The organism is Actinophytocola sp. (genome assembly GCF_050699915.1).
Classification (GTDB): Bacteria; Actinomycetota; Actinomycetes; order Mycobacteriales; family Pseudonocardiaceae; genus Actinophytocola.
The window spans coordinates 1-24,487 of sequence record NZ_JBOHGA010000056.1; the positions used below are offsets into that span (position 1 = coordinate 1).

Consider the following 24,487-nt stretch of genomic DNA (forward strand, 5'->3'; position numbering starts at 1 on the left):
GGGCCCGTACGCCGCGCACCAGGTCGGTGGCGAGCGCGGTCGTCTCGCCGGCCGCCGCCTGCGCGTCCGCCGCCCGCCGGGTGAGCCGTGGGCCGAGCAGCTGCAGTCCGGCCACCAGCACCGGCACGCCGACCAGCACCGAGAGTCCCAGCGGCACGTCGATCGCCAGCAGCGACACGGCGGACACCGCGAGCGCGACGAACGCGGCGACCGTCATCAGCCCGGCCTCCAGGACCCCGGCCGCGCGCTCGGCGTCGGACGTCGCCACCTGCAGCACCTCGCCCGCGCGCATGCCCGTGCGTTGCCCGCGCGGGTCCAGCACCCGCTCGACGACCTCGATCCGCAGCTGGTGGGTCTCCCGCTGCTCGGCGACCACGAGGTGCCGAGCGCCCCAGCGCCAGAACGTGGTCAGCACCGCGAACAGCACGCCGAGCCCGGCCATCCAGACCAGCAGCGCGGAGAAGTCCCCGGTGCCGACGGCACGGTCGATGATCACGCCGATGAACACCGGCACCAGCGCCTCCGCCGACTGATGTCCGGCCAGCAGCAGCATCCCGGCCGTCATCCGGTGGCAATGGCGCCGGATCGAGCGGCGGAGCAGTCGGGTCCCGACCTTTCTCAATTTTCCCAACTTTCTTGTACGGCAACGTTTTCGTGCCGCTCGGTTGCCTTCGCCTCGAAGGATCGCACGGTCCGCGACCGTCGTTATCGCCGCCGGCCGATCGACCACCGGTTGCACCTAACCCCATTAGGGGGTATAGATGGGGTCATGCCGAAGATAAACGTCTACCTCCCCGACGACCTCGCCGACTCCGTCAAGGAGACCGGGCTGCCGGTCTCGACGATCTGCCAGCGGGCGCTCGAGCAGTCCGTCAAGCGGGTGAGTGCCATCCGCGCGGCGGTACTGGTCGACCTGAACCGCGAGGACCCGACGGCCGGGCTGACCCAGTTCACCGGCCGGGTCAAGGAGGTCGTCAAGATCGCCGTCGGGCAGGCCCGCGAGCGCGGCGCCGCCGAGGTCGGCACCCGCGACCTGGTGCGCGGCATGATCGCCGAGGGCTCGAACCTGGCGCTGCGCGTGCTGCGATCCATCGACGTGGACCCGGCGACCGTGCTCCGCGAGCTCGACCGGGCCGGCCGGGTCGACTCGGTGGCCGACTCAGTGGCCGACTCGGTGGCCGAGGACGGGCAGGCGGCGCGGCTCGGCCGGACGGCCGCGAACGCGCTCGAGCTGACCGTCACCGAGGCGATCTCGTTGGGGCACAACTACGTCGGCTGCGAGCACCTGCTGCTGGGACTGCTGGCCGAGCCGGACGGCGCCGGCGGCGAGGCGTTGCGCGGGCTCGGCGTCGAGCTGCGCTCGGCCCGGCACGCCGTGGGCGCGGCGCTGGCCGGCTACGGGCACCTGCAGGCCAACCAGGCCAACCAGGCGGGTCCGGTGGCCGGCCTCGTCGCGGACGCGGTCGGCAAGGCGCTGCAACCCGTGCTGCGCCGCCTCGACCGGCTGGAGGAGCGGGCCGGCGGCTAGTTCTTCTCCTCGACGGTGTGCGTCACCTTGCCGCCCGTGCAGCGCAGCCGGACCTCGATCTCCCGCTCCCCGGTGACGAACGTGATCTTCGGGTGGTCGTCGATGCCGTCGTCGTCCGACTCCACCTGGAAGCCCTGCGCGGGCGTGGCGCCCAGCACCTCGACGCCGCCGGGCGCGCAGCGGGCCAGCACGGTGCCGCCCGCGGAGTGCACGACCGAGGACTTGGCGGGCGGCACCGCCGGGTCGGTGGTTCGCGTCGTGGGGGACGGCTGCGTGGTCCGCGTCGACGTCGGCGACGTGGTGGGTGCCGAGGTGGGCGCCGCGCTCGCCGACGAGCCCGGCGGCTCGCTCTGCCGGCCCGACTCCGCCAGCTGCTCGTCCACTTCGGACTGACTGAGCGGCTCCTGCGCACTCGCGCCGAAGATGTCCGTGCCGATGGCGCCCACGGCGAACAGGCCGGCTGCTGTGGCGGCCGCCGCCGCGGCCAGCCACAGCACCATCCCGGCAGTCATGCGCACCGATCGCGCTTTCGTCACCACAGCAGTATGCCGGCGGAGGAGTTAAGGAATCCCTAACGCAACGCTAGCGCGGGCGCGGAGCGGGCCCGCTCGGGCGCGGGTGCCTTAGTGTTCGATCACATGGCGCAGGTACTCGTCGTCGAGGACGACGCGACGATTCGCTCGTCGATCATCCGCGGGCTCACCGACCGCGGGCACGCGGTGTTCTCCGCGCCGACCGCCATGGCCGGGCTCGAGCAGGCGGTGAGTGCGCGGCCGGACGTGGTGATCCTCGACCTCGGCCTGCCCGACCTGGACGGCACCGCGATGCTGCGGATGCTGCGCGGGGTCAGCGACGTCCCGGTGATCGTGGCGACCGCGCGCGACGACGAGAGCGAGATCGTCGCGGTGCTCGACGCCGGCGCCGACGACTACGTGGTCAAGCCGTTCGGCCTGGCGCAGCTGGACGCCCGGATCCGCGCGGTGTTGCGCCGCGGCGCCGAGGACGAGCGGGTGTCCGCCGTGGCGGTCGGCGGTCTGCGGGTGGACCCACGCTCGCGCGAGGCGTCGCTGGACGGCCGCGCGCTGGAGCTCACGCCACGCGAGTTCGACCTGCTGCACTACCTCGCCGCGCGCGCCGGGGAGGTGGTGAGCAAGCGAGAGCTGCTCACCGAGGTCTGGCAGCAGCCCTACGGCGGCGCGGACAAGACCGTCGACGTGCACCTGTCCTGGCTGCGGCGCAAGCTCGGCGAGACCGCGCAGCAGGCGCGCTACCTGCACGCGGTGCGCGGGGTCGGCGTGCGGCTCGCGGCGCCGGGAGACTGACGTGCGCCGCCGCGTCCTGCTGCTCGTCGCCGCCACCACGCTGCTCGTGCTGGTCGCCTTCCTGGTGCCGCTCGCGCTGCTGGTGCGCGGCGCCGCCGCCGACAGCGCCGTCCAGCAGGCCACCGCTCAGGCGCAGGCGCTGACCTCGCTCGTGGCGACCACAACCGACCGGGCGGCGCTGGACGTGACCGTGCGGCAGGCCGACGCCACCAGCGGCTACGACGTCACGGTGTTCCTCACCCGGGGCGTCCGCTTCGGCGCGCCGGCACAGCGGTCCTCGCTCGTGGAGCTCGCGTGGCGCGGGACGAGCGCGTCGAGCGACGTGCCGGGCGGGCGGGAGATCGTGTTCGCGGTGGACCGGCCGGCCGGCGTGGTGGGCGTGATCCGGACGTTCGTGCCGGACGCCGAGCTCACCCGCGGCGTGGCCCGGGCGTGGTTGCTGCTCGCCGCGCTCGGTGTGGCGCTGCTGGCTGTCAGCCTCGTGGTGGCCGACCGGATGGCGCGCACGCTGGTCCGGTCGACGATCGACCTCGCGGCGGTGTCCCACCGGCTCGGCCGCGGCGAGCTGATCGCGCGGGCCGACATGTCGGCACCGGGGGAGCTGGGCGTGGTCGCGGGCGCGCTGAACGGGTTGGCGGGGCGGATCACCGGGCTGCTGCGCGAGGAGCGGGAGACGATCGCCGACCTGTCGCACCGGGTGCGCACCCCGCTCACGACGCTGCGGATGGAGGCCGAGTCGCTGCCGCCCGCGGAGGCCGAGCGGATCGTGGCGGGCGTGGAGGCGGTGAACCGCGCGGTGACCGACGTGATCCAGCAGGCCCGCCGGCGCGGCGCCGAACCGTCCGGTGTGGACGCCGCCGAGGTGGTGCGCGAGCGGGTCGCCTTCTGGACCGTGCTCGCCGAGGACACCGAGCGGGAGCTGACCGTCGACATCGGACCTGGCGCGCTGCCGGTGCCGCTGGCTCGCGCGGACCTGGAGGCGTGCGTGGACGCCTTGCTGGGCAACGTGTTCGCGCACACCCCGAACGGCACGCCGTTCGCGGTGCGGCTCATCGACCGGCCCGGCGGCGCCACCCTGGTGGTCGCCGATGCCGGCCCCGGCCTGCCCGGGCCGCCGACGGGCGCGCTGCGGCGTGGGGTCAGCGGGTCGGGCTCGAGCGGGCTGGGACTGGACATCGTGCGGCGGGCGGCCGAGAACACCGGCGGCTCGGTGCGGCTGGTGCCCGGTTCGCCCGGCTTGACCGTGGTGGTGGAGCTGGGGCCCTTAGCGCGGCCTTAACCCTCGGGCAGCGCGGCACTAAGCCGCGCGGCGGCACTGTTCGTGGTGTCCGACATCGATCGAAGGAGCCACGATGAACAGGAAGACGATCGTCATAGCGGCGGCCGCGGGCGCGCTGATGGTGTCGGCGGGCACCGCGTGGGCGCTGGGCGGCGGCGGCGACCCGGCGGCGACCGGCGCGAGCTCGACGAGCGTCACGTCGACGTCCGCGCCGACGTCGTCCAGCGAGAGAACGTCCACCTCGTCCGAGTCACCCACCACGTCCGGCACCGCAGGCGGCAACGCGCCCGCCACCCGGCTCACGGCCGACGAGGCGGCCCGGCTCGTGCGGAGCCGGCTCGGCGGCGGCGTCGTGCACGAGGTCGAGCGCGAGGTCGAGCACGGCCGGGTCGAGTGGAAGGTCGAGATCACCAAGGACGGCGTCACGTACGACATCCGCGTCGACTCGCTGTCCGGCGCCGTGACCCGAGTCGACACCGACGACCGTGACGACCGCGCCCGCGGCGGCGACGACCGGGTCGGCGACGACCGGGTCGGCGACGACCGCGGCGGCGACGACCGGGGTGGGGACAACTCCGGCCCGGGGTCCGACAACTCGGGCTCCGGCAGGTCCGGCGGCGATGACGACAGTGGTGGCGGCGACCGCAGCGGCCACGGCGCCGGCGGCGAGGCCGGCGACCGCGACCGTTGATCACCGGCCGGCGCTAGCCTGGCGGTAATGCAACGAGGCATCACCGTGCGCCGCACCGACGCGATCCAGCTCGGCCGGCACGCCACGGCACTCGAGACCCTGTACCGCAGGTGTTTCAGCGAGCCGCCATGGCGGGAGTCGGCCGAGCGGCTCGCCAGGTTCCCGGATCGGCTGACCGCGCACCTGGGCCACTGCGGCAGCCACGGCGTCGTCGCGTCGGAGGGCGGCCGCCTGGTCGGTGCGATCTACGGCTGGCCCGCCGGCAGCACGCTGGAGTCGGGCTCGCGTTTCGACGACGCCCTGGCCGAGGCGGTCACCCCCTAGGTGGCCGCCCGACTCGTGGCCCCGGCCCTGACCGTGGCGGAGCTCATGGTGGACCCCGCCCACCGGCGGCGGGGCATCGGCCGCACGCTGCTGACCCGTTTCACGGCCGACTGGCCCGCCGCGTGGCTGTGCACGCACCCGGACGCCCCGGCCGCGACGATGTACCGCCGCGACGGCTGGGAGGAACACGGCAACTTCGCCGTCGACGAGTACCCGCTGGTCGTGTTCACCTGGCAGGCACGCTGATGGCCGCCGAAGCTTCTGTTCACCGGGGACGAGCGGGAAGTCGCACGCGATCGGCTCCGCCGACACGGGTTCGACATCGACGCCTACCTCAGCCGGCTGTGAGCTTCGCCAACCGAGGCCGCGAGCCGGAGTCGGCGCTGCGCACGGTCGCCCCAGCCGGCAGCTGGCGCCTCGACACGGCCGCGTGGTTCGGCTCGTGATCCCCGACCGGATCCGGTGGGCCGTCGACGTCGTCGATCCGCGGGCGGACGAGCGCCTGCTGGAGATCGGCTGCGGGCCGGGCGTGGCCGCGGCGTTGGTCTGCGAGCGGCTGACCACGGGGCGGTTGACCGCCGTGGACCGCTCGCCGGTCGCGGTGGAGCGGACCCGTCGGCGCAACGCCGCACACCTCGGGTCGGGCCGGCTCGAGGTAGTTCAGTCCGAATTGGACACACTGGCGGTGGACGACTTCGACAAGGCGTTCTCGGTCGACGTCAACGTGTTCTGGACGACCGACGCCGCCCGTGAGCTGGCCGTGCTGCACGGCGCGCTGCGCCCGGGCGGGCGGCTGTACGTCCTCTATGGCGGCGGACCGACCGGCGAGGACCGGGTGACCCGGACGATCGCCGACTCGCTGGCCGGCCATGGCTTCGTCGAGGTGGAGCGAATTGGCTCGCCACACGGAATGGGTGTCGTCGCGCGGCGATGAAATGTCGAATTTTTGCGGGCGCCCGGACGGTCGTCCGGGCGCCCTTCGCACAACGGATTCAGTCGAGGTCAGTAATTCAGTGGCAACACCACCAGCCGAAATGCACTGCGAACCCGAGACAGCCGAGCGCCACGACGACCACGAGAACCTCCACTGGTGAGGAGTTCGTTTCGCTGCTGCGAAAGCAATCTCGACGCTAGCCGTGAGAAAGTCGCTCTGTCTTTCCCCGGTCAGGTTGAAGATTACGTCGCACGGTGTCGCACGGAAGAGCCGAAACCACGGGAATGGCCTAGCGGACGATCTCGTTCAGGTGGATTTCCCGAGCTAGCGCCGCTCCGCCGCGATCGTGATGCCTCGGCGGTCCACTCGCAACAGGCAGGGCACCGACTCCGAGGTCGGATAGTCCGATTCCATCACCATCGAGCGGATCGTGCGCGCCTCGGCGGACCCCTCCGCGGCGATGACGAGGTGCTGCGGGCAGGTGATGCCGACCACGAAGCGTTCCGCGCCGACCAGCCCCGACACCGACGCGTGGAAATCCGGCAGGCCCACCGCCGGCGCGGCGAGGCCGCCGTCGCGGTGCATGTCGAGCACACCGTTGTCGTACTCTTCGATCCGTAGGCCCGACGCCAGGTTCGCGCACGCGCTCTCGTACAGCTCGTCGAAGCTCGCGGTCTCGCCCCAGACACCCTCCGGGCCGAGCTGGTGGTGGGTCAGGTGGCTGATGCCGAGCCGCCCGCCCGGCCTGGTCGTGACCACCGCGAGCGACACGTACAGGCCGTCGGGCACCAAGGTGTAGTGCGGCAGCATCGAGAGCAGGTCGACCTGCGGCGACGACGCGCTCCACAGCATCGGCAACAGCTCGCCGTCGCCCCGCGTCTCGTCGGTTCGCCCGCTCGGCTGCCGCACCGCCGCGGCCTCCAGCTGCTGGCGCGCCGCGGCCAGCGCCTCCGGCCAGCGGTCCGGGTCGGGCCGGCGGAAGGTGTAGGTCACGGCGGCGTGCGGGAACGTCCGCTCGATGAAGAAGCCGTCCGCGGTGGACGGTTCCCACTCGGAGTGCAGGGCCACCACGTCCTCGGCCTGGGCGCCGTGCGCGTAGCGAGCACGGTCCCACGCCTGCCGGACGCAGTCGTCGGCGATCGTCGGCGCGTGGCCGGCGAAGCGCTCCTCAGGCCCGCGCCACGTCTGGAAGACAACGACATTGCTCGAGGGATCGGTTTCCACCCGCGAGACCATGCCCTGCGGGCCAGGTCCGGAGCCAGCGGCGTTGCACGGCTGGTCATGCGCGTTGCGCGTCGGGGCAAGACGACCGCTGACCTGCGGGTCTCCCAAATTGTCAGTGGTTGATGCGAACATATGTTCGTGACTGCGGCGACCATCCTCCATGCCGACCTGGACGCGTTCTACGCCTCCGTCGAGCAGCGCGACGACCCGAGCCTGCGCGGCCGGCCCGTCATCGTCGGCGGCGGCGTGGTGCTGGCGTGCAGCTACGAGGCCAAGCGCCTCGGCGTCCGCACCGCGATGGGCGGGCACCGGGCCTTACGACTGTGCCCGCACGCGATCGTCGTGCCGCCGCGGATGTCGGCGTACAGCGAGGCCAGCAAGGCGGTCTTCGAGGTCTTCCGCAACACGACACCGCTGGTAGAGGGCATCTCGATCGACGAGGCGTTCCTCGAGGTGAGTGGCCTGCGCAAGATCGCCGGCACCCCGCTCGAGATCGCCGAGCGATTACGCGGGGACGTGCTGGAGCAGGTCGGGCTGCCCATCACCGTCGGCGTGGCGCGCACCAAGTTCCTGGCGAAGGTGGCCAGCGGTGTCGCCAAGCCGGACGGGCTGCTGCTGGTGCCGCCGGACGCCGAGCTCGAGTTCCTGCACCCGCTGCCGGTCGAGCGGCTGTGGGGCGTCGGCCGGGTCACCGCCGAGAAGCTGCACTCGCGCGGCGTCTACCTGGTTGGGGACGTGGCCAAGCTGGCCCGGTCGTCGCTCGTGGGCATGCTCGGCAAGGCGGCGGGCCGGCACCTGCACGCGCTGGCGCACAACTACGACCCGCGCCCGGTGCGGGTCGGCAGGCGGCGCGGGTCCATCGGCTCGCAGCGTGCCCTCGGCAGCAGGCCGCGCACCCGGGCGGACCTGGAGGCGACGCTCGCCGGCCTGGTTGACCGGGTGGCTCGCCGGATGCGCGCGGCCAAGCGGGTCTGCCGGACCGTCGTGCTGCGCCTGCGGTTCGCCGACTTCGCGCGCGCCACCCGCTCGCACACCCTGTTCCGCGCGACCGACGACACGCGGATCCTGCTGGACACCGCCCGCGCCCTGCTGCGCGACGTGATGGGCCTGCTGGACGAGCGCGGGTGCACGCTGGTCGGGATCTCGCTGGCGAACCTGGACAACGTGGACTCCGTGCAGCTGGTCCTTCCGTTCGACCACTTCCCGACGGGCTCGCTCGACTCGGCGATGGACCGCGTCCGCGACCGCTTCGGCACCACTTCGGTCACGCGGGCGACCCTGCTGGGGCGAGATCCGGGCATCGAGGTCCCGCTGCTCCCGGACTGACGGGTGCCCGCCCTGCTTGCCCGGCGCCGGGCGGGTGGTCCGGTGGCGGTCGCGGTTCGGTGCTTGGCCGTTGGGTGTTTTGTTGTGCGGCGATGGCCTTGTAGGCGTGCAGGGGGCGGCAGGCCTCGTTGTTTCGCGCGAAGGCGTCGCCGGCGCGACCGTCCGGTTTTCGTGTCTCGTGTGGACAGTTGTTCGTCGCGCGGAGTGGCGTGCGCTGGTGTTTGCTTGATCCAAGACTGTGACTGGAGGAGGTGCCCGAGTTGACTGTGCTGGCCGATGCGGACCTGCGGCTGGACGCCAATGCGGTGGACTACGTCTTACTGGCGTTGTACTTCGTGCTGGTCATCGGCATCGGGTACATCGCGAGAAGGCGCGTGTCGACGAGTCTCGACTTCTTCCTCTCCGGACGGTCCCTGCCCGCGTGGGTCACCGGGCTCGCGTTCATCTCCGCCAACCTCGGTGCCATCGAGGTCATGGGCATGTCGGCCAACGGCGCGGAGTACGGCATGCCGACCGCCCACTACTTCTGGATCGGCGCGGTCCCCGCGATGCTGTTCCTCGGCGTCGTGATGATGCCGTTCTACTACGGCTCCAAGGTCCGCAGCGTGCCCGAGTACATGCTGCGCCGCTTCGGGAAGGGCACCCACCTCGTCAACGGCATCAGCTTCGCCACCGCACAGGTGCTGATCGCCGGCGCGAACCTGTTCCTGCTCGCCAGCGTGGTCAACCTGCTGCTCGGCTGGCCGATCTGGGTGTCGGTGATCGTCGCCGCGGCGATCGTGCTCAGCTACACCGCGCTCGGCGGGCTGTCCGCCGCGATCTACAACGAGGTCCTGCAGTTCATGGTGATCGTCGCGGCACTGCTGCCGCTCACGATCGTCGGGCTCTACAAGGTCGGCGGCTGGCAGGGGCTGGTCGACAAGGTCTCCGCGGGACCGGGCGGAGCCGAGCAGGTCAACAGCTGGCCGGGCAACCAGCTCACCGGCTTCGACGACAACTTCCTGTCCGTGCTCGGCCTGGTGTTCGGCCTCGGCTTCGTCCTCTCGTTCGGCTACTGGACCACGAACTTCGTCGAGGTGCAGCGCGCGATGGCGGCCCGCAGCATGTCCTCGGCCATGCGCACACCGATCATCGGCGCCTTCCCGAAGATGTTCATCCCGTTCATCGTGATCATCCCCGGCATGATCGCCGGCGTCGCGGTCACCGAACTGCAGGGCCCGAACAAGGAAGCGCTGATGTCCGGCGGCGAAGCACCCAGCGGCGCCACGTTCAACGACGCGCTGCTGCTGCTCATGCGCGACCTGCTGCCCAACGGCATGCTCGGCATCGCCATCGCCGGTCTGCTCGCCTCCTTCATGGCCGGCATGGCCGCGAACCTGAGCTCCTTCAACACGGTCTTCACCTACGACATCTGGCAGTCCTACATCCGCAAGGACCGGCCGGACGGCTACTACCTCGGCGTCGGCCGCGTGATGACCGCCGTCGCGACGGTGCTCGCGATCGGCACCGCGTTCATCGCGTCCACCTACGCCAACCTGATGGACTACCTCCAGCAGCTGTTCTCGTTCTTCAACGCGCCGCTGTTCGCCACGTTCATCCTCGGCCTGCTCTGGCGCCGGATGACGCCCGCGGCCGGCTGGAGCGGGCTGGTCAGCGGCACGGCCGCGGCGGTCTTCGTGTTCGTGCTGACCGAGACCGGCGTATGGGCACTGCCCGGACAGGGCGGCGCGTTCGTCGGCGCCGGCGCCGCGTTCGTCGTCGACATCGTGGTGAGCGTCGCGGTGTCGTTGGCGACCGCGCCGAAACCGGCCGCCCAGCTCGCCGGGCTGGTCTACTCACTGACGCCCAAGGAGGACCGGACCCCGTCGCGGACCGGCGAGGACGCCGGCTGGTACCGCAACCCGGCCCTGCTCGCGGGCATCGTCCTCGTCATCACGATCGTGCTCAACATCATCTTCTAGGAGGGGTGGATGACTTCGACAGAGCGCACCCGACGCGCCGCCGCGTTCGACATCCGGCTCGTCATCGCCCTGCTGATGGGTGTGTACGGCGTCGTGCTCACCGTGCTCGGCATCGGGTTCACGACCGACGCGGAGATCACGAAGTCCGCGGGAGTGAACATCAACCTGTGGGCCGGACTCGGCATGCTGGTGGTCGCCGCGCTGTTCGCGCTGTGGACCTGGCTGCGCCCGCTGCGGGTGCCGGAGCCCGCCGAGCCACCCGAGTCCGCCGAGAGCGGCGAGCCCACGACGTGAGTACCCCGGCGGTCAGGCCGGGGGCCCGACCGCCGGGAGAGGGGCGATCCCGTGAGCTGGGCGTTTCAACTCGCGGGATCTCGGCCACGTTCACTCCCGGGAATGTCGCAACCGTGTATGCGGGCGTACCCGTCGCACGGAGCGTCAACCCTGCGGCCTGGTGTCCTCCCAACGCCCGTCCTCGTCCGGCGGCAGCTCCGGCTCGCGCCATTCCTCCGCCCGGCTCGGCCGGTTGGCGTGCAGCATGCCGTCCAGCTCGTGCTTGAGGATGTCGTCCTGCCGGGGACCGTGCGTGTCACTCTCACGGTGCATGGGCGCTCCCTCCATTCCGATGGTCACTGCGGCCTACCCGGCCGTCCACCGCGCGAAACGTGGACGCGTTTGACGAGGTCAGCGCTGGGTAGTCGGGCGAGATGGGTGCCGAACGCTACGTGCCGGCGGGCGCGGACCTCGACGAGCTTCGTACCGCGGCCGCCTCCTGCCAGGGCTGCGACCTCCACGAGAACGCGACACAGACGGTCTTCGGCGCGGGTCCGGCCGACGCCCGGGTGGTCATCGTCGGCGAGGTGCCCGGCGACCAGGAGGACCGCGAGGGCGAGCCGTTCGTCGGCCCCGCCGGGCGGCTGCTGGACCGGGCGCTGGCGGAGGCCGGCATCGACCGCTCGCTCGTGTACGTGACGAACGCGGTGAAGCACTTCAAGTTCGTGCCGGCCGAGCGCGGCAAGCGGCGGATTCACAAGACGCCGTCGCGCACGGAGGTCGTCGCGTGCCGGCCGTGGCTCGACGCCGAGCTCGACCGCGTCGGGCCCGAGCTGGTGGTGGCGCTGGGCGCGACCGCGGCGAAGTCGTTGCTGGGCCAGGACTTCCGAGTCACCAAGCAGCGCGGCTCGGTCCTGCCGATGCCCGACCGCGAGGAGCGGGTGGTGGCGACGGTCCACCCGTCGGCGGTGCTGCGCGCCAACGACCGTGAGGCGGCCTACCAGGGCTTGCTGGCCGACCTCACGGTCGCGGCGAAGGAGATGGGTCAGCGGACCACGCGGCGGTAGCGCTGCAGCCGGCGCGGGCCCGGCATGCTGAAGCGGCGGATCAGGTAGGTGAGCACGCCGCCGAGCGCCAGCCACAGGATCGCCGCGAGGCCCTCGTTGAGCAGCGTGGCGATCTTGACGTTGCCGGGAGTGAAGAGGCCGGTGAGGCCCAGCGTGATGCCCGAGGCCCAACCGTCCACGAAGGACGCGAAGCCGTTGGCCATGTTCGCGCTGCCCAGCACCAGGACGATGTGCACGCCGAGCACGACGGCGAACGTCGCGGTGATCACCGTGATGACCGTGCAGACCATGTTCACCGTACGAATCCGACGGTAGTCGGGGTTCGCGACGCCTTCTTCCTCGATGACCTCGTCCTCGTACGGGGCGGACGCGCGGGGTGCCGACACCGGCGGCGGCGGCGGGGTGCGGGACGCCGCGGGCGGGTGCTCCACCACGGGCGGTTGCTGCACGGTCGCCGGATCGGCGGCGGGGTAGGGATCGAGGCGGGTTCGGTCGTGGTTCTGGTCGTAGCGCATGATTCCTCGCAGACCAGTCGCGTGCCCGGGGACACGCGACCTCGTCGTTGTCGTCCCGGCAGGGGATATCCCGATGTGCCGGACGGTAAACGGCCGTCGCGCTGCGTGTGTCGACCGCGAGTGGCTAGCCTGCCGGAATGCGGGTGAGCCGGGCACGACTGCGGGCCGCGGGGCGGCGCCGGGTGCGGGCGCTGCGGCGGATGGGGTTGCCGGTCCTGCAGTGCGCGATCGCCGCGGCCCTCGCGTGGCTCGTGGCCACCCAACTGCTCGGGCACCGCCAGCCCTTCTTCGCGCCGATCGCGGTGATCATCTGCATCGGCGTCGGGCTCGGTCAGCAGCGACTGCGGCGGGTCGTCGAGCTGGTCGTCGGGGTCAGCGTCGGCATCGGGGTCGGAGACCTGCTCGTGTCCACGATCGGGACCGGGCCGTGGCAGCTGGCGCTCGTGGTCGCGCTCGCCATGGCCGCGGCTGTGCTGCTCGGTGGTGGACCGCTGATCGTGCTGCAGGCAGGCTCGTCGGCGGTGCTCGTCGTGACCCTGCTCCCGCCCGGCGACTCGGCCGGCCTCGACCGGATGCTGGACGCGCTCGTCGGTGGTCTGCTCGGGCTGGCCGCGATCGCCGTGCTGCCCGGCAACCCGCCGGGAATCGCCCGCAAGCACGGGGTCCAGATGATCGGCGTGCTGACCACCGCCCTCACCAGCGCGGCCGAGGCCATCGAGCGGCGCGATCCCGAGCTCGCGGCCGAGGCGCTGCGCCGGGCCCGCACCCAGCAGCCGATCGACGACTTCCGCGATGCGCTGCGCACCGCCCGGGAGATCCTCGCGCTCTCCCCGCTGCACCGCCGCCATCGCCACCTGCTGCGGTCCTATGTGGACGCCGCCGAGCCGCTCGACCACGCGCTGCGCAACTGCCGCGTCCTGCTGCGTCGTACCCGCTCCGCGCTCATGGACGACGAGCAGGTCCCGCCGAGCCTGCCGGCCGGGCTGCGTCGGCTGGCCGCCGCCACCGAGCTGCTCGCCGAGCACCTCGGCTCACCGGCCGTCACCCGCGAGGCGCTGCGCGAGGCCGCGTGGCTGGTCGACTCGGACAGCCTGGCGCACAGCGGCTTCTCCGCCCAGGTCGTCGCGGCGCAGCTGCGCTCGGTCGTGGTCGACCTGCTGCAGGCGACCGGCCTGCGTCACGACGAGGCACGCGCGGTGCTGCCGACTCTCAATCACCCGGACGGCTGATCCGGTTCATCTCGGGGCTGCCGAGTACGCGCGTGCCCGGATCGGCGCCGCGCGCCAGGGCGAGCATCGCCCGACCGACGACCTCGGTGGTGGTGATGTGGTTGCCGGCCACCAGTCGCAGCAGCGGGTACAGCACCGACGTGACCCGGTACAGCGTGCGGTACAGCGTCACCTTCGACCGCGCGCCGTGCCGTGGCTGGATGTAGCCGGGCCGCAGGATGTAGGCGCGCAGCGACATCGCGAGCAGCGCGTTCTCCGTCCGGCCACGCACCCGGGCCCACATCACCCGGCTCTGCTCCGTGCTGTCGGCCCCCTGGCCGGACACGTACACGAACGTCGCGTCCGGGTTGTGCGCGGCGACAGCCTCGGCCGCGGAGATCGTCAGGTCGTGCGTGATGCGCGTGTAGTCCGCCTCGTTCATGCCGGTGGACGGCACGCCGAGGCAGAAGAAGCACGCGTCCACATCGGACAGCTCGGCGACACCGTCGAGGTCGAACAGGTCGGGTCGCAGCACCTCATGGAACTTCGGATCGTCGACGCCGGCCGAGCTGCGGCCGATCGACACGACGGTCTCGACATCGTCGGCGAGCAGACTCTCCCGCACGACACCCTGGCCGACCATGCCGGTCGCACCGAACACGAGCACCTTCATGCGTGGACCGTACCGGCGCTGGTGGCGGGTCTGCGGGAGATCGACCTGCAGACCGGCGCGCGGGGCAGCGACCATTTCGATCTGGTCGCCGAGCTCGAGGAACCGGATCGCAAGTCAGAGGTTTGAGAACTGACGGTAACGGATACCGTATGGCTCGTGACCGAGCCCAACGCGCCGAGCGCGCCCAGCTGGCGAACGGGACGCGTGGGTCGCATCGCCGTTCGGTGTCTGCAGTTCCTGCTGATCGCGTTGACCGTGTGGGTGGTCGGGCAGGTGTTGTCGCGGCTCGCGTTCGTGATGGTGCCGGTCGCGGTCGCGATCCTGCTGGCGGCGTTGTTCGTGCCGGGCGTGGCCTTCCTGGCCGCCCGCGGCGTGCCCCGCTGGCTCGCGACGACGGTCGTGCTGCTCGGCGGCGTCGGGGCGCTCGGCGCGCTGGTGCTGTTCATGGTCACGTCGGTGGTCGACGGGCTGCCGGACCTCGGCAAGCAGCTGAACGAGAGCCTCCGCGAGCTGCGCGACTGGCTCACCACGTTCGGGCTGAGCCCCGAGCAGCTGGACAACATGATCAGCCAGGCCAAGGACTGGTTGTCGACCAACAGGTCCGGGCTGGTGTCGGGCGTCTTCGGCGTGCTGTCGACCGCCGGGACGCTGCTCGTGGGGCTCCTGCTGGCGCTCTTCCTGATGATCTTCTTCGTGCACGACGGCGCGCGGCTGTGGCGCGGCCTGCTGCGGCCGCTGCCGGAGTCGAGCCGCGGTCGGATGATCGAGGCCGGCGAGCGGGCGTTCCGCGACCTCACCTCGTACGTGCGCACGACGCTGCTGGTGGCGCTGATCGACGCGATCGGCATCGGGCTCGGGCTGTGGATCACCGGGGTGCCGCTCGTGCTGCCGCTCGCGGGGCTGGTGTTCCTGGGCGCGTTCGTGCCGGTGATCGGTGCGTTCGTGACGGGGATCGTGGCGGTGCTGGTCGCGCTGGTGACGCAGGGTCCGGTGGTGGCGCTGATCGTGGCGGCGGTCGTGGTCGCGGTGCAGCAGCTCGAGGGCAACGTGCTGGAGCCGCTGCTGATGAGCCGCGCGGTGAAGCTGCACCCGGTGGCGGTGATCCTCGGGGTGGCGATCGGCGCGGAGCTGGCCGGCGTGGTCGGCGCGCTGCTGGCGGTGCCGGTGATGACGACCGTCCGCAGTGCGACGCGCCCGTTCTTCGAGGACAGTCCTACTGAAGATACTTCTCCACCACATCACCCGGCCTGACCTGGGCGTCGTCGGGGTTCTCCCCGGCGGCCCGGCGCGCGCGACGCTGGCGGAGCAGGTCCCAGCACCGGTCGAGCTCGACCTCGAGCGCCTTGAGCCGGTCCGGATCGGGCTGCCCACCCCGCTCGAGCTGGTGCTCCTCGTCGATGAGCTCCCCGATCCGCGCCGAGAGCTGCTTGTCGTCCATGGGTGGCTCCTTTCTCGCTGTGGTGTCGTTCCCTTCACAGGATCGCGAAGGACTCCGGCGGGAGGTGCAGGTGCGTGCCGGTCAGGTCGGCGGTGGCCGAGCTCAGGAGGAGTCGCCTCGGGTGGGGGTCCAGGAGGATCTTGGCGTCCGTGGTCCCGAGGTTGACCGCCACGCGACGGGGGCCACGGTGCAGGACCAACCAGGAGTCGGCCGCGTCGATGTGGAGGCGGTCCAGGCGCGGGTCGGCCAGCTCGGGGTGCTCGCGGCGCAGGGCGATCAGCGTCCGGTAGGTCTCGTGGACCCGGCGGTGCGGCTCGGCGGTCAGCTCGTCCCAGCGCAGCGTCGAGCGGGCCACCGTGGCCGGGTCCATCGGGTCCGGGACCTCGGACTCACCCCAGCCGTGCTCGGCGAACTCCTTGCGGCGGCCGTCGTGGACCGCCGCGGCGAGGTCGGGGTCGGCGAAGGAGGCGAAGAACTGCCACGGCGAGCTCGCCGCCCACTCCTCGCCCATGAAGATCATCGGCGTGTACGGCGAGCACAGCGCGATCGCGGCGCCGCAGAGCATGCGGTCCGGGGAGATCGTCGCCGTCATCCGGTCGCCCTGGGCGCGGTTGCCGATCTGGTCGTGGTTCTGCAGGTAGATCAGGAACCGGTGCCCTTCGTGGCGGTGCGGGTCGATCGGGCGCCCGTGGGTGCGGCGGCGGAAGGACGACCACGTGCCGGCGTGGAAGAACGCCCGGCGCAGGGTGGTCGCCAGCGCGCCGGGCGCGCCGAAGTCGAGGTAGTAGCCGTCGGTCTCGCCGGTCAGCGCCACGTGCAGCGCGTGGTGCAGGTCGTCGCACCACTGGGCCTCGAGGCCGTAGCCGCCCGCGTCGCGCGAGGTGACCAGCTTCGGGTCGTTGAGGTCGGACTCGGCGATCAGGTGCAGCGGCCGGCCCAGACCCGCGGCGAGCGCGTCGACCTCGGCGGCCATGGCCTCGAGCAGATGCGTGGCGCCCCTGTCGACCAGCGCGTGGACCGCGTCCAGCCGCAGGCCGTCGACGTGGAAGTCGCGCAGCCAGCCGAGCGCGTCGTCGAGCACGTAGCGGCGGACCTCGTCGGAGTCCGGGCCGTCGAGGTTGAGCGCCGGCCCCCAGATGGTGCGCCCGGCGAAGTACGGGCCGAACCGGTCGAGGTAGGCGCCGGACGGACCGAGGTGGTTGTAGACGACGTCGAGCAGCACGCCGAGCCCACGTGCGTGGCAGGCGTCGACGAAGCGCTTGAACCCGTCCGGGCCGCCGTACGGTTCGTGTACCGCGCCCCACAACACGCCGTCGTAGCCCCACCCGGCGGTGCCGTCGAACGAGTTGACAGGCAGCACCTCGACGAAGTCGACGCCGAGCTCGACGAGGTGGTGGAGCCGCTCGACGGCGTCGTCGAAGGTGCCGCCTTCGGTGAAGGTGCCGATGTGCAGCTCGTAGATCACGGCCCCGGCGAGCGGCCGGCCGGTCCACCGGTGGTCGGTCCAGGCGAAGGCGCCGTGGTCGTAGCGGCGCGACGGCCCGTGCACACCGGCCGGCTGCCGGAGCGAGCGCGGGTCGGGCAGGGGCTGCTCGTCGTCGTCGAGGAGGAACGCGTAGTCGGGACCGCCGTCGGCGTCCGCGTGCCACCAGCCGCGGTCGCCGCGGATCATGTCGTGTGTCGAGTCGCCGAGGGAGAGTCGGACGCGGTCGCGATGCGGTGCCCACACGGAGTAGCGGGTCACGACTCGTCCCGGACGAGGAGGGCTACCGGGTAGCGGTCCAGTAGGTCGGCCAGGGGGACCGTCGCTGGGATTGGGCGGTGGGTCAGGTGGTCGGTCCACGTGCCTGGGGGGAGGGTCAGCGTCGTGTCCTGCCAGCCGGTTCGGGACAGTGCCACCGGTAGACGGGTGGCAACCGCGGACACGCCGGTTCGGGTGAAGGCCACCACGTGAGCCGCCGCTGGGCCGTCGGCGGTCAACGGGCGGTAGCCGGTGAACAGGGTTGGGCGGTCGCGGCGCAGGTTCAGCACGGTGCGGACTGCGTGTAGTTTCGCCGCGCCCGTGTCGTCCATCTCCGGGAGCCAGCCGGACTCCAGACGGGACAGCAGGTCCGTGCGCGCGGCGTAGTCCACGGGACGGCGGTTGTCCGGGTCCACGAGCGACAGATCCCACAGCTCGGTGCCCTGGTAGACATCCGGCACGCCCGGGCCCGCGAGTTGCAGCAGCTTCTGGCCCAGCGCGTTCGACCAGCCGGGCCCGCGAACCAGGTCGACGAACGACGCCACCTCCGCGGCGAGCGACGGGTCGGCCAGCACCTCCGCCGGCCAGGCGCGGACGGCCTCCTCGAACGGCTCGTCGTGGTCGACCCACGACGTGCGCAGCTTGGCCTCCTTCGCCGCCTTGTCCAGGTACGCCGACAACCGCTCCGGGGCGATCGGCCACGCGCCCACCAGCGTCTGCCACGCCAGCAGCTCCAGCGTCGGCTCGCCCAGCGGACGCCGCGCGGACCAGCGGCGGACCGCCGTGGCGAACTCCGGCGCCAGCTCGGCGAGCACCGCGATGCGGGCGCGCACGTCCTCCGCTCGCTTTGTGTCGTGAGTGGACAGTGAGGTCATGCCCGCCGGCCACCCCGCCTCCCGCGCGGCCGCGCCCGCGTGGAACTCCGCCAGGCCGACACCGAACCGGTCCGGGGCGCCGCCTACCTCGTTGAGCGCGGTCAGCCTGGGGAAGCGGTAGAACGCGGTGTCCTCGTCGCCCTTGGCCACCACCATGCCGGACGTCTGCTGGATCCGGGTGGCCAGCTCCCCGTGTGGGTCCTTGCGCACCGTGCGGTCCAGTGTGGACAGCGCGTCGGCGAGGTCGGGGCGGGCTTCCCGCGCCCGGTCGACCGCGGCCTGCCAGTGGACGAGGCCCTCCGGCAGGTAGGAGCGGTAGACGGGAAAGGCGACCATCAGCTCGGCCACGGCCTCGACCGTCGTGCCCGGGACCAGCGCGGCGATCCGGCGCAGCTCGGCCACCAGCGAGCGATCGGTGATCAGCCGGCGGCTGCGCGCCTCCTCGGCGGCGAACTCCGCCGTTGCGGCCAGCTCGGTCAGCACGGCCTCGCCGGCCGGGTCGACGAACACCCCGCACACCTGGCGCAGCGCGTCGTACCCGGTGGTGCCGTGCACCGGCCAGGACGCCGGGAGCTCCTCGCCCGCCGCGAGGATCTTCTCCACCACCAGCCAGCAGTCGACCCGCGACCGCAGCCGCCGGAAGTACCCGCCCGGGTCGGACAGGCCGTCCGGATGGTCGATGCGCAGCCCGTCGACCTCGCCCGCCTCGACCCAGCGCAGCACCTCCGCGTGGGTCGCCTCGAACACCGCGGTGTCCTCCACCCGGACCGCGGCGAGCGTGGTGATGTCGAAGAACCGCCGGTAGGTGAGCTCGGCGTTGCCCCGCCGCCAGTGCACGAGCCGGTAGTGCTGCCGCTCGTGCACCTCGTCGGCCGTACCACCCTCGGTGCCGGGCGCGATCGGGAACTCGTGGTCGTAGTAGCACAGCCGCTCGCCGCGCACCTCGAGCGAACCCCCGTCGCCGAGGACCGGCAGCAGGATCGGGCCGCGCGCGAAGTCGACGTCGAAGTAGGTCGCGTACCGGGAGCCCGGGCCGTGGGCGAGCACGTCCCACCACCAAGGGTTCGCCCGCGGCACCTCGATCGACATGTGGTTCGGCACGAGGTCCACGACGAACCCGAGCCCGGCCTCGCGCACCGCGGCCACCAGCCGGAGTCGAGCCGTCTCGCCGCCCAGCTCCGGGTTGGCTCGCGTCGGGTCGACGACGTCGTAGCCGTGCGTCGAGCCGGGCGCGGCCGCCAGCAGCGGGGACGTGTACACCGCCCCGACTCCCAGCCGCCGCAGGTAGGGCACCAGCCCGGCGGTGTCCGCGAGGTCGAACCCGGGCCGGACCTGCACCCGGTACGTCGAGCTGGGCACCCTCACGCAGGGTCTCCGGTGCGCAGCAGGACGAGCAGCGAGCGGGCCGCGACCGGGACCGTGCCGCCCGCGCCGACCGTGCGGGCCTGCGTCTGGTGGTCGCCCGCCACGACGCCGACCACGACGCCGCCGCCGGACTCGGCGAACACCTCGCCGGTGGCGGTGTCGACCACCACCGTCCACTCCGCGCCGTAGCCCGCCTCCGGGACGGTCACGTCGATCTCGTCGTCGTGCGCGTTGAAGCACAGCAGGAACGAGTCGTCGTGCACCCGCTCGCCGCGGCGGTCGAGGTCGCCGATGCCGTCGCCGTTGAGGAACACCATGATCGAGCGGCCGAAGCCCGACTCCCAGTCCTGTTCGGACATCTCCTCGCCGCCCGGGGTGAACCACGCGATGTCGCGCAGCTCCCCGCCACGGCGAATCGGCCGGCCGGCGAAGAACCGGCGCCTGCGGAACACCGGGTGGTTGTGCCGCATCTCGATGACCGCGCCGGTGAAGTCGAGCAGGTCGGAGTTGGGCTCGGCGAGCGTCCAGTCCACCCAGGACAGCTCGTTGTCCTGGCAGTAGCCGTTGTTGTTGCCATGCTGGGTGCGGCCGATCTCGTCGCCGTGCAGCAGCATCGGCACGCCCTGGGACAGCAGCATGGTGGCCAGCAGGTTCCGCCGCTGCCGGGCCCGCAGGTCGTTGATCTTCTCGTCGTCCGTCGGTCCCTCGGTGCCGCAGTTCCACGACCGGTTGTCGTCGGCGCCGTCCCGGTTGCCCTCGCCGTTGGCCTCGTTGTGCTTCTCGTTGTAGGACACCAGGTCGGTGAGCGTGAAGCCGTCGTGCGCGGTGACGAAGTTGATCGACGCGTACGGCCGCCGGCCGTCGTCCTGGTACAGGTCCGACGAGCCGGTGATGCGGGAGGCGAACTCGCCGAGCGTGGCCGGCTCGCCGCGCCAGAAGTCCCGCACGGTGTCCCGGTACTTGCCGTTCCACTCCGTCCACAGTGGAGGAAAGTTGCCGACCTGGTAGCCGCCCGGGCCGACGTCCCACGGCTCGGCGATCAGCTTGACCTGGCTGATCACCGGGTCCTGCTGCACCAGGTCGAAGAACGTGGACAGCCGGTCGACGTCGTAGAACTCGCGGGCCAGCGTGGACGCGAGGTCGAACCGGAACCCGTCGACGTGCATGTCGTTGACCCAGTACCGCAGCGAGTCCATGATCAGCTGCAGCGTGTGCGGGCTGCGCACGTTCAGCGAGTTCCCGGTACCCGTGTAGTCCATGTAGTACTGCCGGTCGTCGTCGACCAGGCGGTAGTAGCTGTCGTTGTCGATGCCGCGCATGGACAGCGTCGGGCCGAGGTGGTTGCCCTCGGCGGTGTGGTTGTAGACGACGTCGAGGATCACCTCGATGCCGGCCTCGTGCAGCGCGCGCACCATCGCCTTGAACTCCTGCACCTGGTTGCCCGGCATGGCGTTGGCCGAGGCGTAGCCGTCGTGCGGGGCGAGGTAGGCGATCGTGTTGTAGCCCCAGTAGTTGCGCAGGCCGCGCTCGCCGAGCCCGTGGTCGTGCAGGAACTGGTGCACCGGCATCAGCTCGACCGCGGTGATGCCGAGGTCGATCAGGTAGTCGATCATCACCGGGTGCGCCAGGCCCGAGTAGGTGCCGCGCATCTCCTCGGGGATGTCCGGATGCGACCTCGTGAGCCCGCGCACGTGCGCCTCGTAGATGACCGACTCGTTGTACGGCGTGTTGGGCGCGCGGTCGTTGGCCCAGTCGAAGAACGGGTTGATCACCACGCCGCGCATGGTGTGCGCGGCGGAGTCGGCGTCGTTGCGCTCGTCCGGCTCGCCGAACTGGTAGCCGAACACCGCCTGGTCCCAGTCGACCGCGCCGCTGATCGCCTTGGCGTACGGGTCGAGCAGCAGCTTGTTGGGGTTGCAGCGCAGCCCGTTCCCCGGGTCGTGCGGGCCGTGCACGCGGAAGCCGTACTGCTGGCCCGGCGCGACACCGGGCAGGTAGCCGTGCCAGACGAAACCGTCGACCTCCGGGAGCCGGACCCGGGTCTCGGCGCCGCCGGCGTCGAACAGGCACAGCTCGACGCGGTCGGCCATCTCGGAGAACAGCGCGAAGTTGGTGCCGGCGCCGTCGTAGGTGGCGCCGAGCGGATAGGCATTACCTGGCCAGGCCTGCACGCATGCTCCTCGGTGGGGGGCGGGACTTGCTCATGAACAACGTTAAGGGTCGGCACCGACACTGCTACCGCCGTTGGAGCGGCTCCTGGAGAGAACCAGCCGATCGGGCCGCTCACAGTGCCTCGATCGCCCGCAGGACCACTGGGTGCTCCAACAGCTCGTCTACCGACACCGGAAGGGGGATCCGCCAGTTGGGGTACTCGTCGATGGTGCCGGGCAGGTTCGGCTGGCGCGGCTCGCCCAGCGCGTCCTGCGGTGAGGTCAGCAGCAGCGCGCTCGCCGAGGTCGCGAGCAGCCGGTGGAGCGCGACGACGAGGTCCTCCTCGCTCGCGTCCGCCGGCAGCAGGTCGTGCTCGGCGAGCTCCGCCAGCAGCTCGACGCGGTCCGCGGCGGCCCGCGCCCGCTCGGCGTCCGGGTCGGCGAGCAGGCCCAGCTCGGCACGCACCCGCACGTGCTCGCCGCGCAGGAACCCGGCCGTCGTGGGCAGGTCGTGGGTGGAGATGCTCGCCATCGCGTCGGCCGGCCAGCGGCTCGGCGCCAGCAGCGGCGTGCCGGGCGCGTGGTCGTCGCGCTGGAACCACAGCACCGCCGAGCTCAGCATGCCGCGGTCGCGCAGCGTCGTGCGCACCTCGTCGGGGACGGTGCCGAGGTCCTCGCCGACCACGATCGCCGAGGCCAGGTGGGCCTCCAGCGCGAGCACGCCGAGCAGGGCGTTCGCGTCGTAGTTGACGTAGGTGCCCTCGCTGGCCGGCCGGCCCGGCGGGATCCACCACAGCCGCCACAGGCCCATGACATGGTCCACCCGGATGCCGTCGGCGTGGGCGAGCACGCTGCGGATGACGTCACGGAAGGGGAGGTACCCGGCCGCGGCGAGCTTATCCGGGCGCCACGGCGGCAGGTTCCAGTCCTGGCCCTGCTGGCTGAACGCATCGGGCGGCGCGCCGACCGTGACGTCGGAGGCCAGCACGTCCTGCAGCGCCCACGCGTCCGCGCCGGCGGGGTCCACGCCCACCGGCAGGTCGTGCACGATCCCGACCGGCATGCCCGCGCCCGCCGCGCGCACCTCGGCCAGCTGCTCGGCGCACAGCCGCTGCAGCCACGCGTGGAACGCCGTGCGCGGGTTCTCCCGGCGCGCCGCCGCGACCGCCTCGCCGTGCGGGTGGCGCAGCTCCGCCGGCCACTTCCGCCAGTCCGCCCCGTGTCGCTCGGCCAGCGCGCAGAACGTCGCGAAGGCGCACAGGTCCGGGTCGTCCGGCGGGGGCGGCTGCGGCAGCGATCGCCGCCACAGCAGCTCCAGGGCGGCGAGCTTCGCCGTCCACACGGTGTCGTAGTCGATCAGATCGGCCGGCTCGACGTCCGGCGCGAGCGCCGCCACCTCGGCCTGGACCTTCGGGGAGGCCGCGCGGAACGGCTCGGTGTCGGTGACCCGCAGGTACAGCGGGTTGGCGAAGCGGCGGCTCGACGGCGAGTACGGCGAGCGCTGGACCGGGGTGACGGGAGTGCTCGCCTGCACGGGGTTGACCAGCACGACGCCCGCGCCGAGCCCGGCGGAGCGGCCGACCAGCGTGCGCAGGTCGCCGAGGTCGCCGATGCCCCAGGAGCCGGCCGAGCGCAGCGCGTAGAGCTGCACCATCCAGCCCCACGCCCGCGGCGGCGGGGGCAGCCGCGGCGGCGTGACCACGACGCTGACCGTGCGGTTCTCGATGGCGAGTGTGTGCCAGCCCAGCGGCAGGTCGTCGGGCAGGTGGTGGCCTACCGGGCGGGTCGTGCCGTCGGCTAACCGCAGCTCGCCGGGCATTCCGATCGCGGGCGTCTCGCCGGCGCGCAGTACCAACGGATCGGGCACCGACGCGCGGCCGTGCCGGGCGAGCACGTCGGCAAGCTCGGCCGCGACGGTCGCGGGCGTGCTCGCGTCGACGCCGAGCTGCGCGAGTACCGCGACCACCACGTCGGCGGCGACGTCGATCCGGCGGCGTTCGGTGTCCTCGTACCACGTGGCGACACCGTGCGCGGCGGCGAGCGCACGAAGCTCAGCGTCCATCCGGGACCGGGTCAGCGCGCGTCGCGCTGGCTCGGCAGCGGTCGGCCGAGGCCTTCCCGAGCGGCGAGCAGGGCCACCCTGGCCCCGTCGGGGTCGTGCGCGTCGAGTCGGTCGCGTGCGGTGCGCACGTCGTGCACCGCGGACTCGATGCGGCAGGTGTCCCCGGTGGCCGCGGTCCACGCCAGGCCGCCGACCAGCAGGTCGTCGAGCCGATGGCGGGTCGGGTCGTCCGGGTTGCCGGTCGAGTTCAGCTCGGCGAGAGCCGTCTCGACGGCACGGCGCAGGCGCTCGCCCGGCGTAGGCGCCGGGCGATGCCGAAGTATTGGTGCCGGGATACCGGCACGGAACTCTTCATGAACGTTGGCTGACAGGTTTCGCTTGGCCACCGTGGCCCTCCCGCAGTGGGGTTTCGCAGGGCCGGCCGGGCCCGCGGCCGGCTCACCCCAGATCCTCGCACCTCGATCCCGGAAATCCCAGTCCACGGACGGAAATCACCTCGTTAAGCGATCAAGAAAGATCTGTAGTGACATG

At 72.1% G+C, this 24,487-nt stretch carries 25 protein-coding genes; 13 read left to right on the forward strand and 12 right to left on the reverse strand.

What is annotated here, in order from left to right; genetic code table 11:
• A partial coding sequence (locus ACRDSK_RS12965; protein ID WP_431440735.1) for an ABC transporter transmembrane domain-containing protein occupies window positions 1-565 on the reverse strand: 565 nt, incomplete at its 3' end.
• A gap of 204 nt (window positions 566-769) precedes the next feature.
• Here ACRDSK_RS12965 and ACRDSK_RS12970 point away from each other — a divergent pair.
• Window positions 770-1,528: a Clp protease N-terminal domain-containing protein gene (locus tag ACRDSK_RS12970; RefSeq protein WP_431440737.1), complete on the forward strand. Its 759-nt coding sequence runs from the start codon at window positions 770-772 to the stop codon at window positions 1,526-1,528.
• On the opposite strand, the gene ACRDSK_RS12975 is transcribed toward ACRDSK_RS12970, so the two are convergent.
• Window positions 1,525-2,064, reverse strand: a complete 540-nt coding sequence (locus ACRDSK_RS12975) for a hypothetical protein (protein WP_431440738.1) — start codon at window positions 2,062-2,064, stop codon at window positions 1,525-1,527. The genes ACRDSK_RS12970 and ACRDSK_RS12975 overlap by 4 nt on opposite strands.
• A gap of 102 nt (window positions 2,065-2,166) precedes the next feature.
• On the opposite strand from ACRDSK_RS12975, the gene ACRDSK_RS12980 reads away from it, so the two are divergent.
• The 6 genes from ACRDSK_RS12980 (at window position 2,167) to ACRDSK_RS13005 (ending at window position 6,078) form a co-directional block, all read left to right on the forward strand.
• Window positions 2,167-2,850 (forward strand): response regulator transcription factor, encoded by a 684-nt coding sequence (locus tag ACRDSK_RS12980; RefSeq protein WP_431440740.1) that lies wholly within the window; start codon window positions 2,167-2,169, stop codon window positions 2,848-2,850.
• A gap of 1 nt (window position 2,851) precedes the next feature.
• Window positions 2,852-4,129, forward strand: coding sequence for an ATP-binding protein (locus ACRDSK_RS12985; RefSeq protein ID WP_431440741.1), 1,278 nt, complete (start codon window positions 2,852-2,854; stop codon window positions 4,127-4,129).
• 73 nt (window positions 4,130-4,202) lie between these two features.
• Window positions 4,203-4,820, forward strand: a complete 618-nt coding sequence (locus ACRDSK_RS12990) for a PepSY domain-containing protein (RefSeq protein ID WP_431440742.1) — start codon at window positions 4,203-4,205, stop codon at window positions 4,818-4,820.
• A 27-nt stretch (window positions 4,821-4,847) separates the two neighbouring features.
• On the forward strand, window positions 4,848-5,144 hold the full coding sequence (locus tag ACRDSK_RS12995; RefSeq protein ID WP_431440743.1) for a hypothetical protein: 297 nt from the start codon (window positions 4,848-4,850) through the stop codon (window positions 5,142-5,144).
• A complete protein-coding gene (locus ACRDSK_RS13000) occupies window positions 5,145-5,390 on the forward strand; it encodes a GNAT family N-acetyltransferase (protein ID WP_431440744.1) in 246 nt (81 codons plus the stop codon). It begins immediately after the preceding gene.
• A gap of 196 nt (window positions 5,391-5,586) precedes the next feature.
• Window positions 5,587-6,078 carry a class I SAM-dependent methyltransferase gene (locus ACRDSK_RS13005; protein ID WP_431440745.1) on the forward strand — a complete coding sequence of 164 codons (492 nt, stop codon included), beginning with the start codon at window positions 5,587-5,589 and terminating at the stop codon, window positions 6,076-6,078.
• Window positions 6,079-6,402: 324 nt separating this feature from the next.
• On the opposite strand, the gene ACRDSK_RS13010 is transcribed toward ACRDSK_RS13005, so the two are convergent.
• On the reverse strand, window positions 6,403-7,302 hold the full coding sequence (locus tag ACRDSK_RS13010) for a hypothetical protein (protein ID WP_431440746.1): 900 nt from the start codon (window positions 7,300-7,302) through the stop codon (window positions 6,403-6,405).
• Between the two features lie 132 nt (window positions 7,303-7,434).
• Between ACRDSK_RS13010 and dinB the strand changes: the two genes are divergently transcribed.
• The 3 genes from dinB to ACRDSK_RS13025 all read left to right on the forward strand — a co-directional run bounded on the left by dinB (window position 7,435) and on the right by ACRDSK_RS13025 (window position 10,883).
• Window positions 7,435-8,628, forward strand: coding sequence for a DNA polymerase IV (dinB, locus tag ACRDSK_RS13015; protein WP_431440747.1), 1,194 nt, complete (start codon window positions 7,435-7,437; stop codon window positions 8,626-8,628).
• Between the two features lie 260 nt (window positions 8,629-8,888).
• Entirely contained in the window at window positions 8,889-10,589 is a 1,701-nt protein-coding gene (locus tag ACRDSK_RS13020; protein ID WP_431440784.1) for a sodium:solute symporter family protein, read from the forward strand.
• Between the two features lie 9 nt (window positions 10,590-10,598).
• Window positions 10,599-10,883 (forward strand): hypothetical protein, encoded by a 285-nt coding sequence (locus ACRDSK_RS13025; protein WP_431440748.1) that lies wholly within the window; start codon window positions 10,599-10,601, stop codon window positions 10,881-10,883.
• Between the two features lie 144 nt (window positions 10,884-11,027).
• Here ACRDSK_RS13025 and ACRDSK_RS13030 read toward each other — a convergent pair whose 3' ends face one another.
• Window positions 11,028-11,195, reverse strand: a complete 168-nt coding sequence (locus ACRDSK_RS13030; RefSeq protein ID WP_431440749.1) for a hypothetical protein — start codon at window positions 11,193-11,195, stop codon at window positions 11,028-11,030.
• A gap of 101 nt (window positions 11,196-11,296) precedes the next feature.
• On the opposite strand from ACRDSK_RS13030, the gene ACRDSK_RS13035 reads away from it, so the two are divergent.
• The gene (locus ACRDSK_RS13035) at window positions 11,297-11,929 is read left to right on the forward strand and encodes a UdgX family uracil-DNA binding protein (RefSeq protein ID WP_431440750.1); all 633 of its coding nucleotides are present in this window, start codon (window positions 11,297-11,299) and stop codon (window positions 11,927-11,929) included.
• Here the strand turns inward: ACRDSK_RS13035 and ACRDSK_RS13040 are convergent.
• A complete protein-coding gene (locus tag ACRDSK_RS13040; RefSeq protein ID WP_431440751.1) occupies window positions 11,908-12,444 on the reverse strand; it encodes a hypothetical protein in 537 nt (178 codons plus the stop codon). The two genes, ACRDSK_RS13035 and ACRDSK_RS13040, sit on opposite strands and share 22 nt — an antisense overlap.
• 137 nt (window positions 12,445-12,581) lie before the next feature.
• Here ACRDSK_RS13040 and ACRDSK_RS13045 point away from each other — a divergent pair, with 137 nt between their 5' ends.
• A complete protein-coding gene (locus tag ACRDSK_RS13045; protein ID WP_431440753.1) occupies window positions 12,582-13,673 on the forward strand; it encodes an FUSC family protein in 1,092 nt (363 codons plus the stop codon).
• On the opposite strand, the gene ACRDSK_RS13050 is transcribed toward ACRDSK_RS13045, so the two are convergent.
• Window positions 13,654-14,325: an NAD(P)H-binding protein gene (locus ACRDSK_RS13050; protein ID WP_431440755.1), complete on the reverse strand. Its 672-nt coding sequence runs from the start codon at window positions 14,323-14,325 to the stop codon at window positions 13,654-13,656. The genes ACRDSK_RS13045 and ACRDSK_RS13050 overlap by 20 nt on opposite strands.
• Before the next feature lie 156 nt (window positions 14,326-14,481).
• Here ACRDSK_RS13050 and ACRDSK_RS13055 point away from each other — a divergent pair, with 156 nt between their 5' ends.
• On the forward strand, window positions 14,482-15,576 hold the full coding sequence (locus ACRDSK_RS13055; protein WP_431440757.1) for an AI-2E family transporter: 1,095 nt from the start codon (window positions 14,482-14,484) through the stop codon (window positions 15,574-15,576).
• On the opposite strand, the gene ACRDSK_RS13060 is transcribed toward ACRDSK_RS13055, so the two are convergent.
• From ACRDSK_RS13060 to ACRDSK_RS13085, 6 genes are all read right to left on the reverse strand, one after another.
• Window positions 15,539-15,763, reverse strand: coding sequence for a DUF2630 family protein (locus ACRDSK_RS13060; RefSeq protein WP_431440758.1), 225 nt, complete (start codon window positions 15,761-15,763; stop codon window positions 15,539-15,541). The genes ACRDSK_RS13055 and ACRDSK_RS13060 overlap by 38 nt on opposite strands.
• Before the next feature lie 34 nt (window positions 15,764-15,797).
• Window positions 15,798-17,507 carry a malto-oligosyltrehalose trehalohydrolase gene (gene treZ / locus ACRDSK_RS13065; RefSeq protein ID WP_431440760.1) on the reverse strand — a complete coding sequence of 570 codons (1,710 nt, stop codon included), beginning with the start codon at window positions 17,505-17,507 and terminating at the stop codon, window positions 15,798-15,800.
• A complete protein-coding gene (treY, locus tag ACRDSK_RS13070; RefSeq protein WP_431440762.1) occupies window positions 17,504-19,744 on the reverse strand; it encodes a malto-oligosyltrehalose synthase in 2,241 nt (746 codons plus the stop codon). The genes treZ and treY overlap by 4 nt, the downstream gene beginning before the upstream one ends.
• Complete coding sequence (glgX, locus tag ACRDSK_RS13075) at window positions 19,741-21,915, reverse strand: glycogen debranching protein GlgX (protein ID WP_431440764.1); 2,175 nt, start codon at window positions 21,913-21,915, stop codon at window positions 19,741-19,743. The genes treY and glgX overlap by 4 nt, the downstream gene beginning before the upstream one ends.
• A gap of 112 nt (window positions 21,916-22,027) precedes the next feature.
• The gene (malQ, locus tag ACRDSK_RS13080; RefSeq protein WP_431440766.1) at window positions 22,028-23,956 is read right to left on the reverse strand and encodes a 4-alpha-glucanotransferase; all 1,929 of its coding nucleotides are present in this window, start codon (window positions 23,954-23,956) and stop codon (window positions 22,028-22,030) included.
• Window positions 23,957-23,967: 11 nt separating this feature from the next.
• Window positions 23,968-24,342 carry a hypothetical protein gene (locus ACRDSK_RS13085; RefSeq protein ID WP_431440767.1) on the reverse strand — a complete coding sequence of 125 codons (375 nt, stop codon included), beginning with the start codon at window positions 24,340-24,342 and terminating at the stop codon, window positions 23,968-23,970.
• Between the last annotated feature and the right edge of the window lie 145 nt (window positions 24,343-24,487).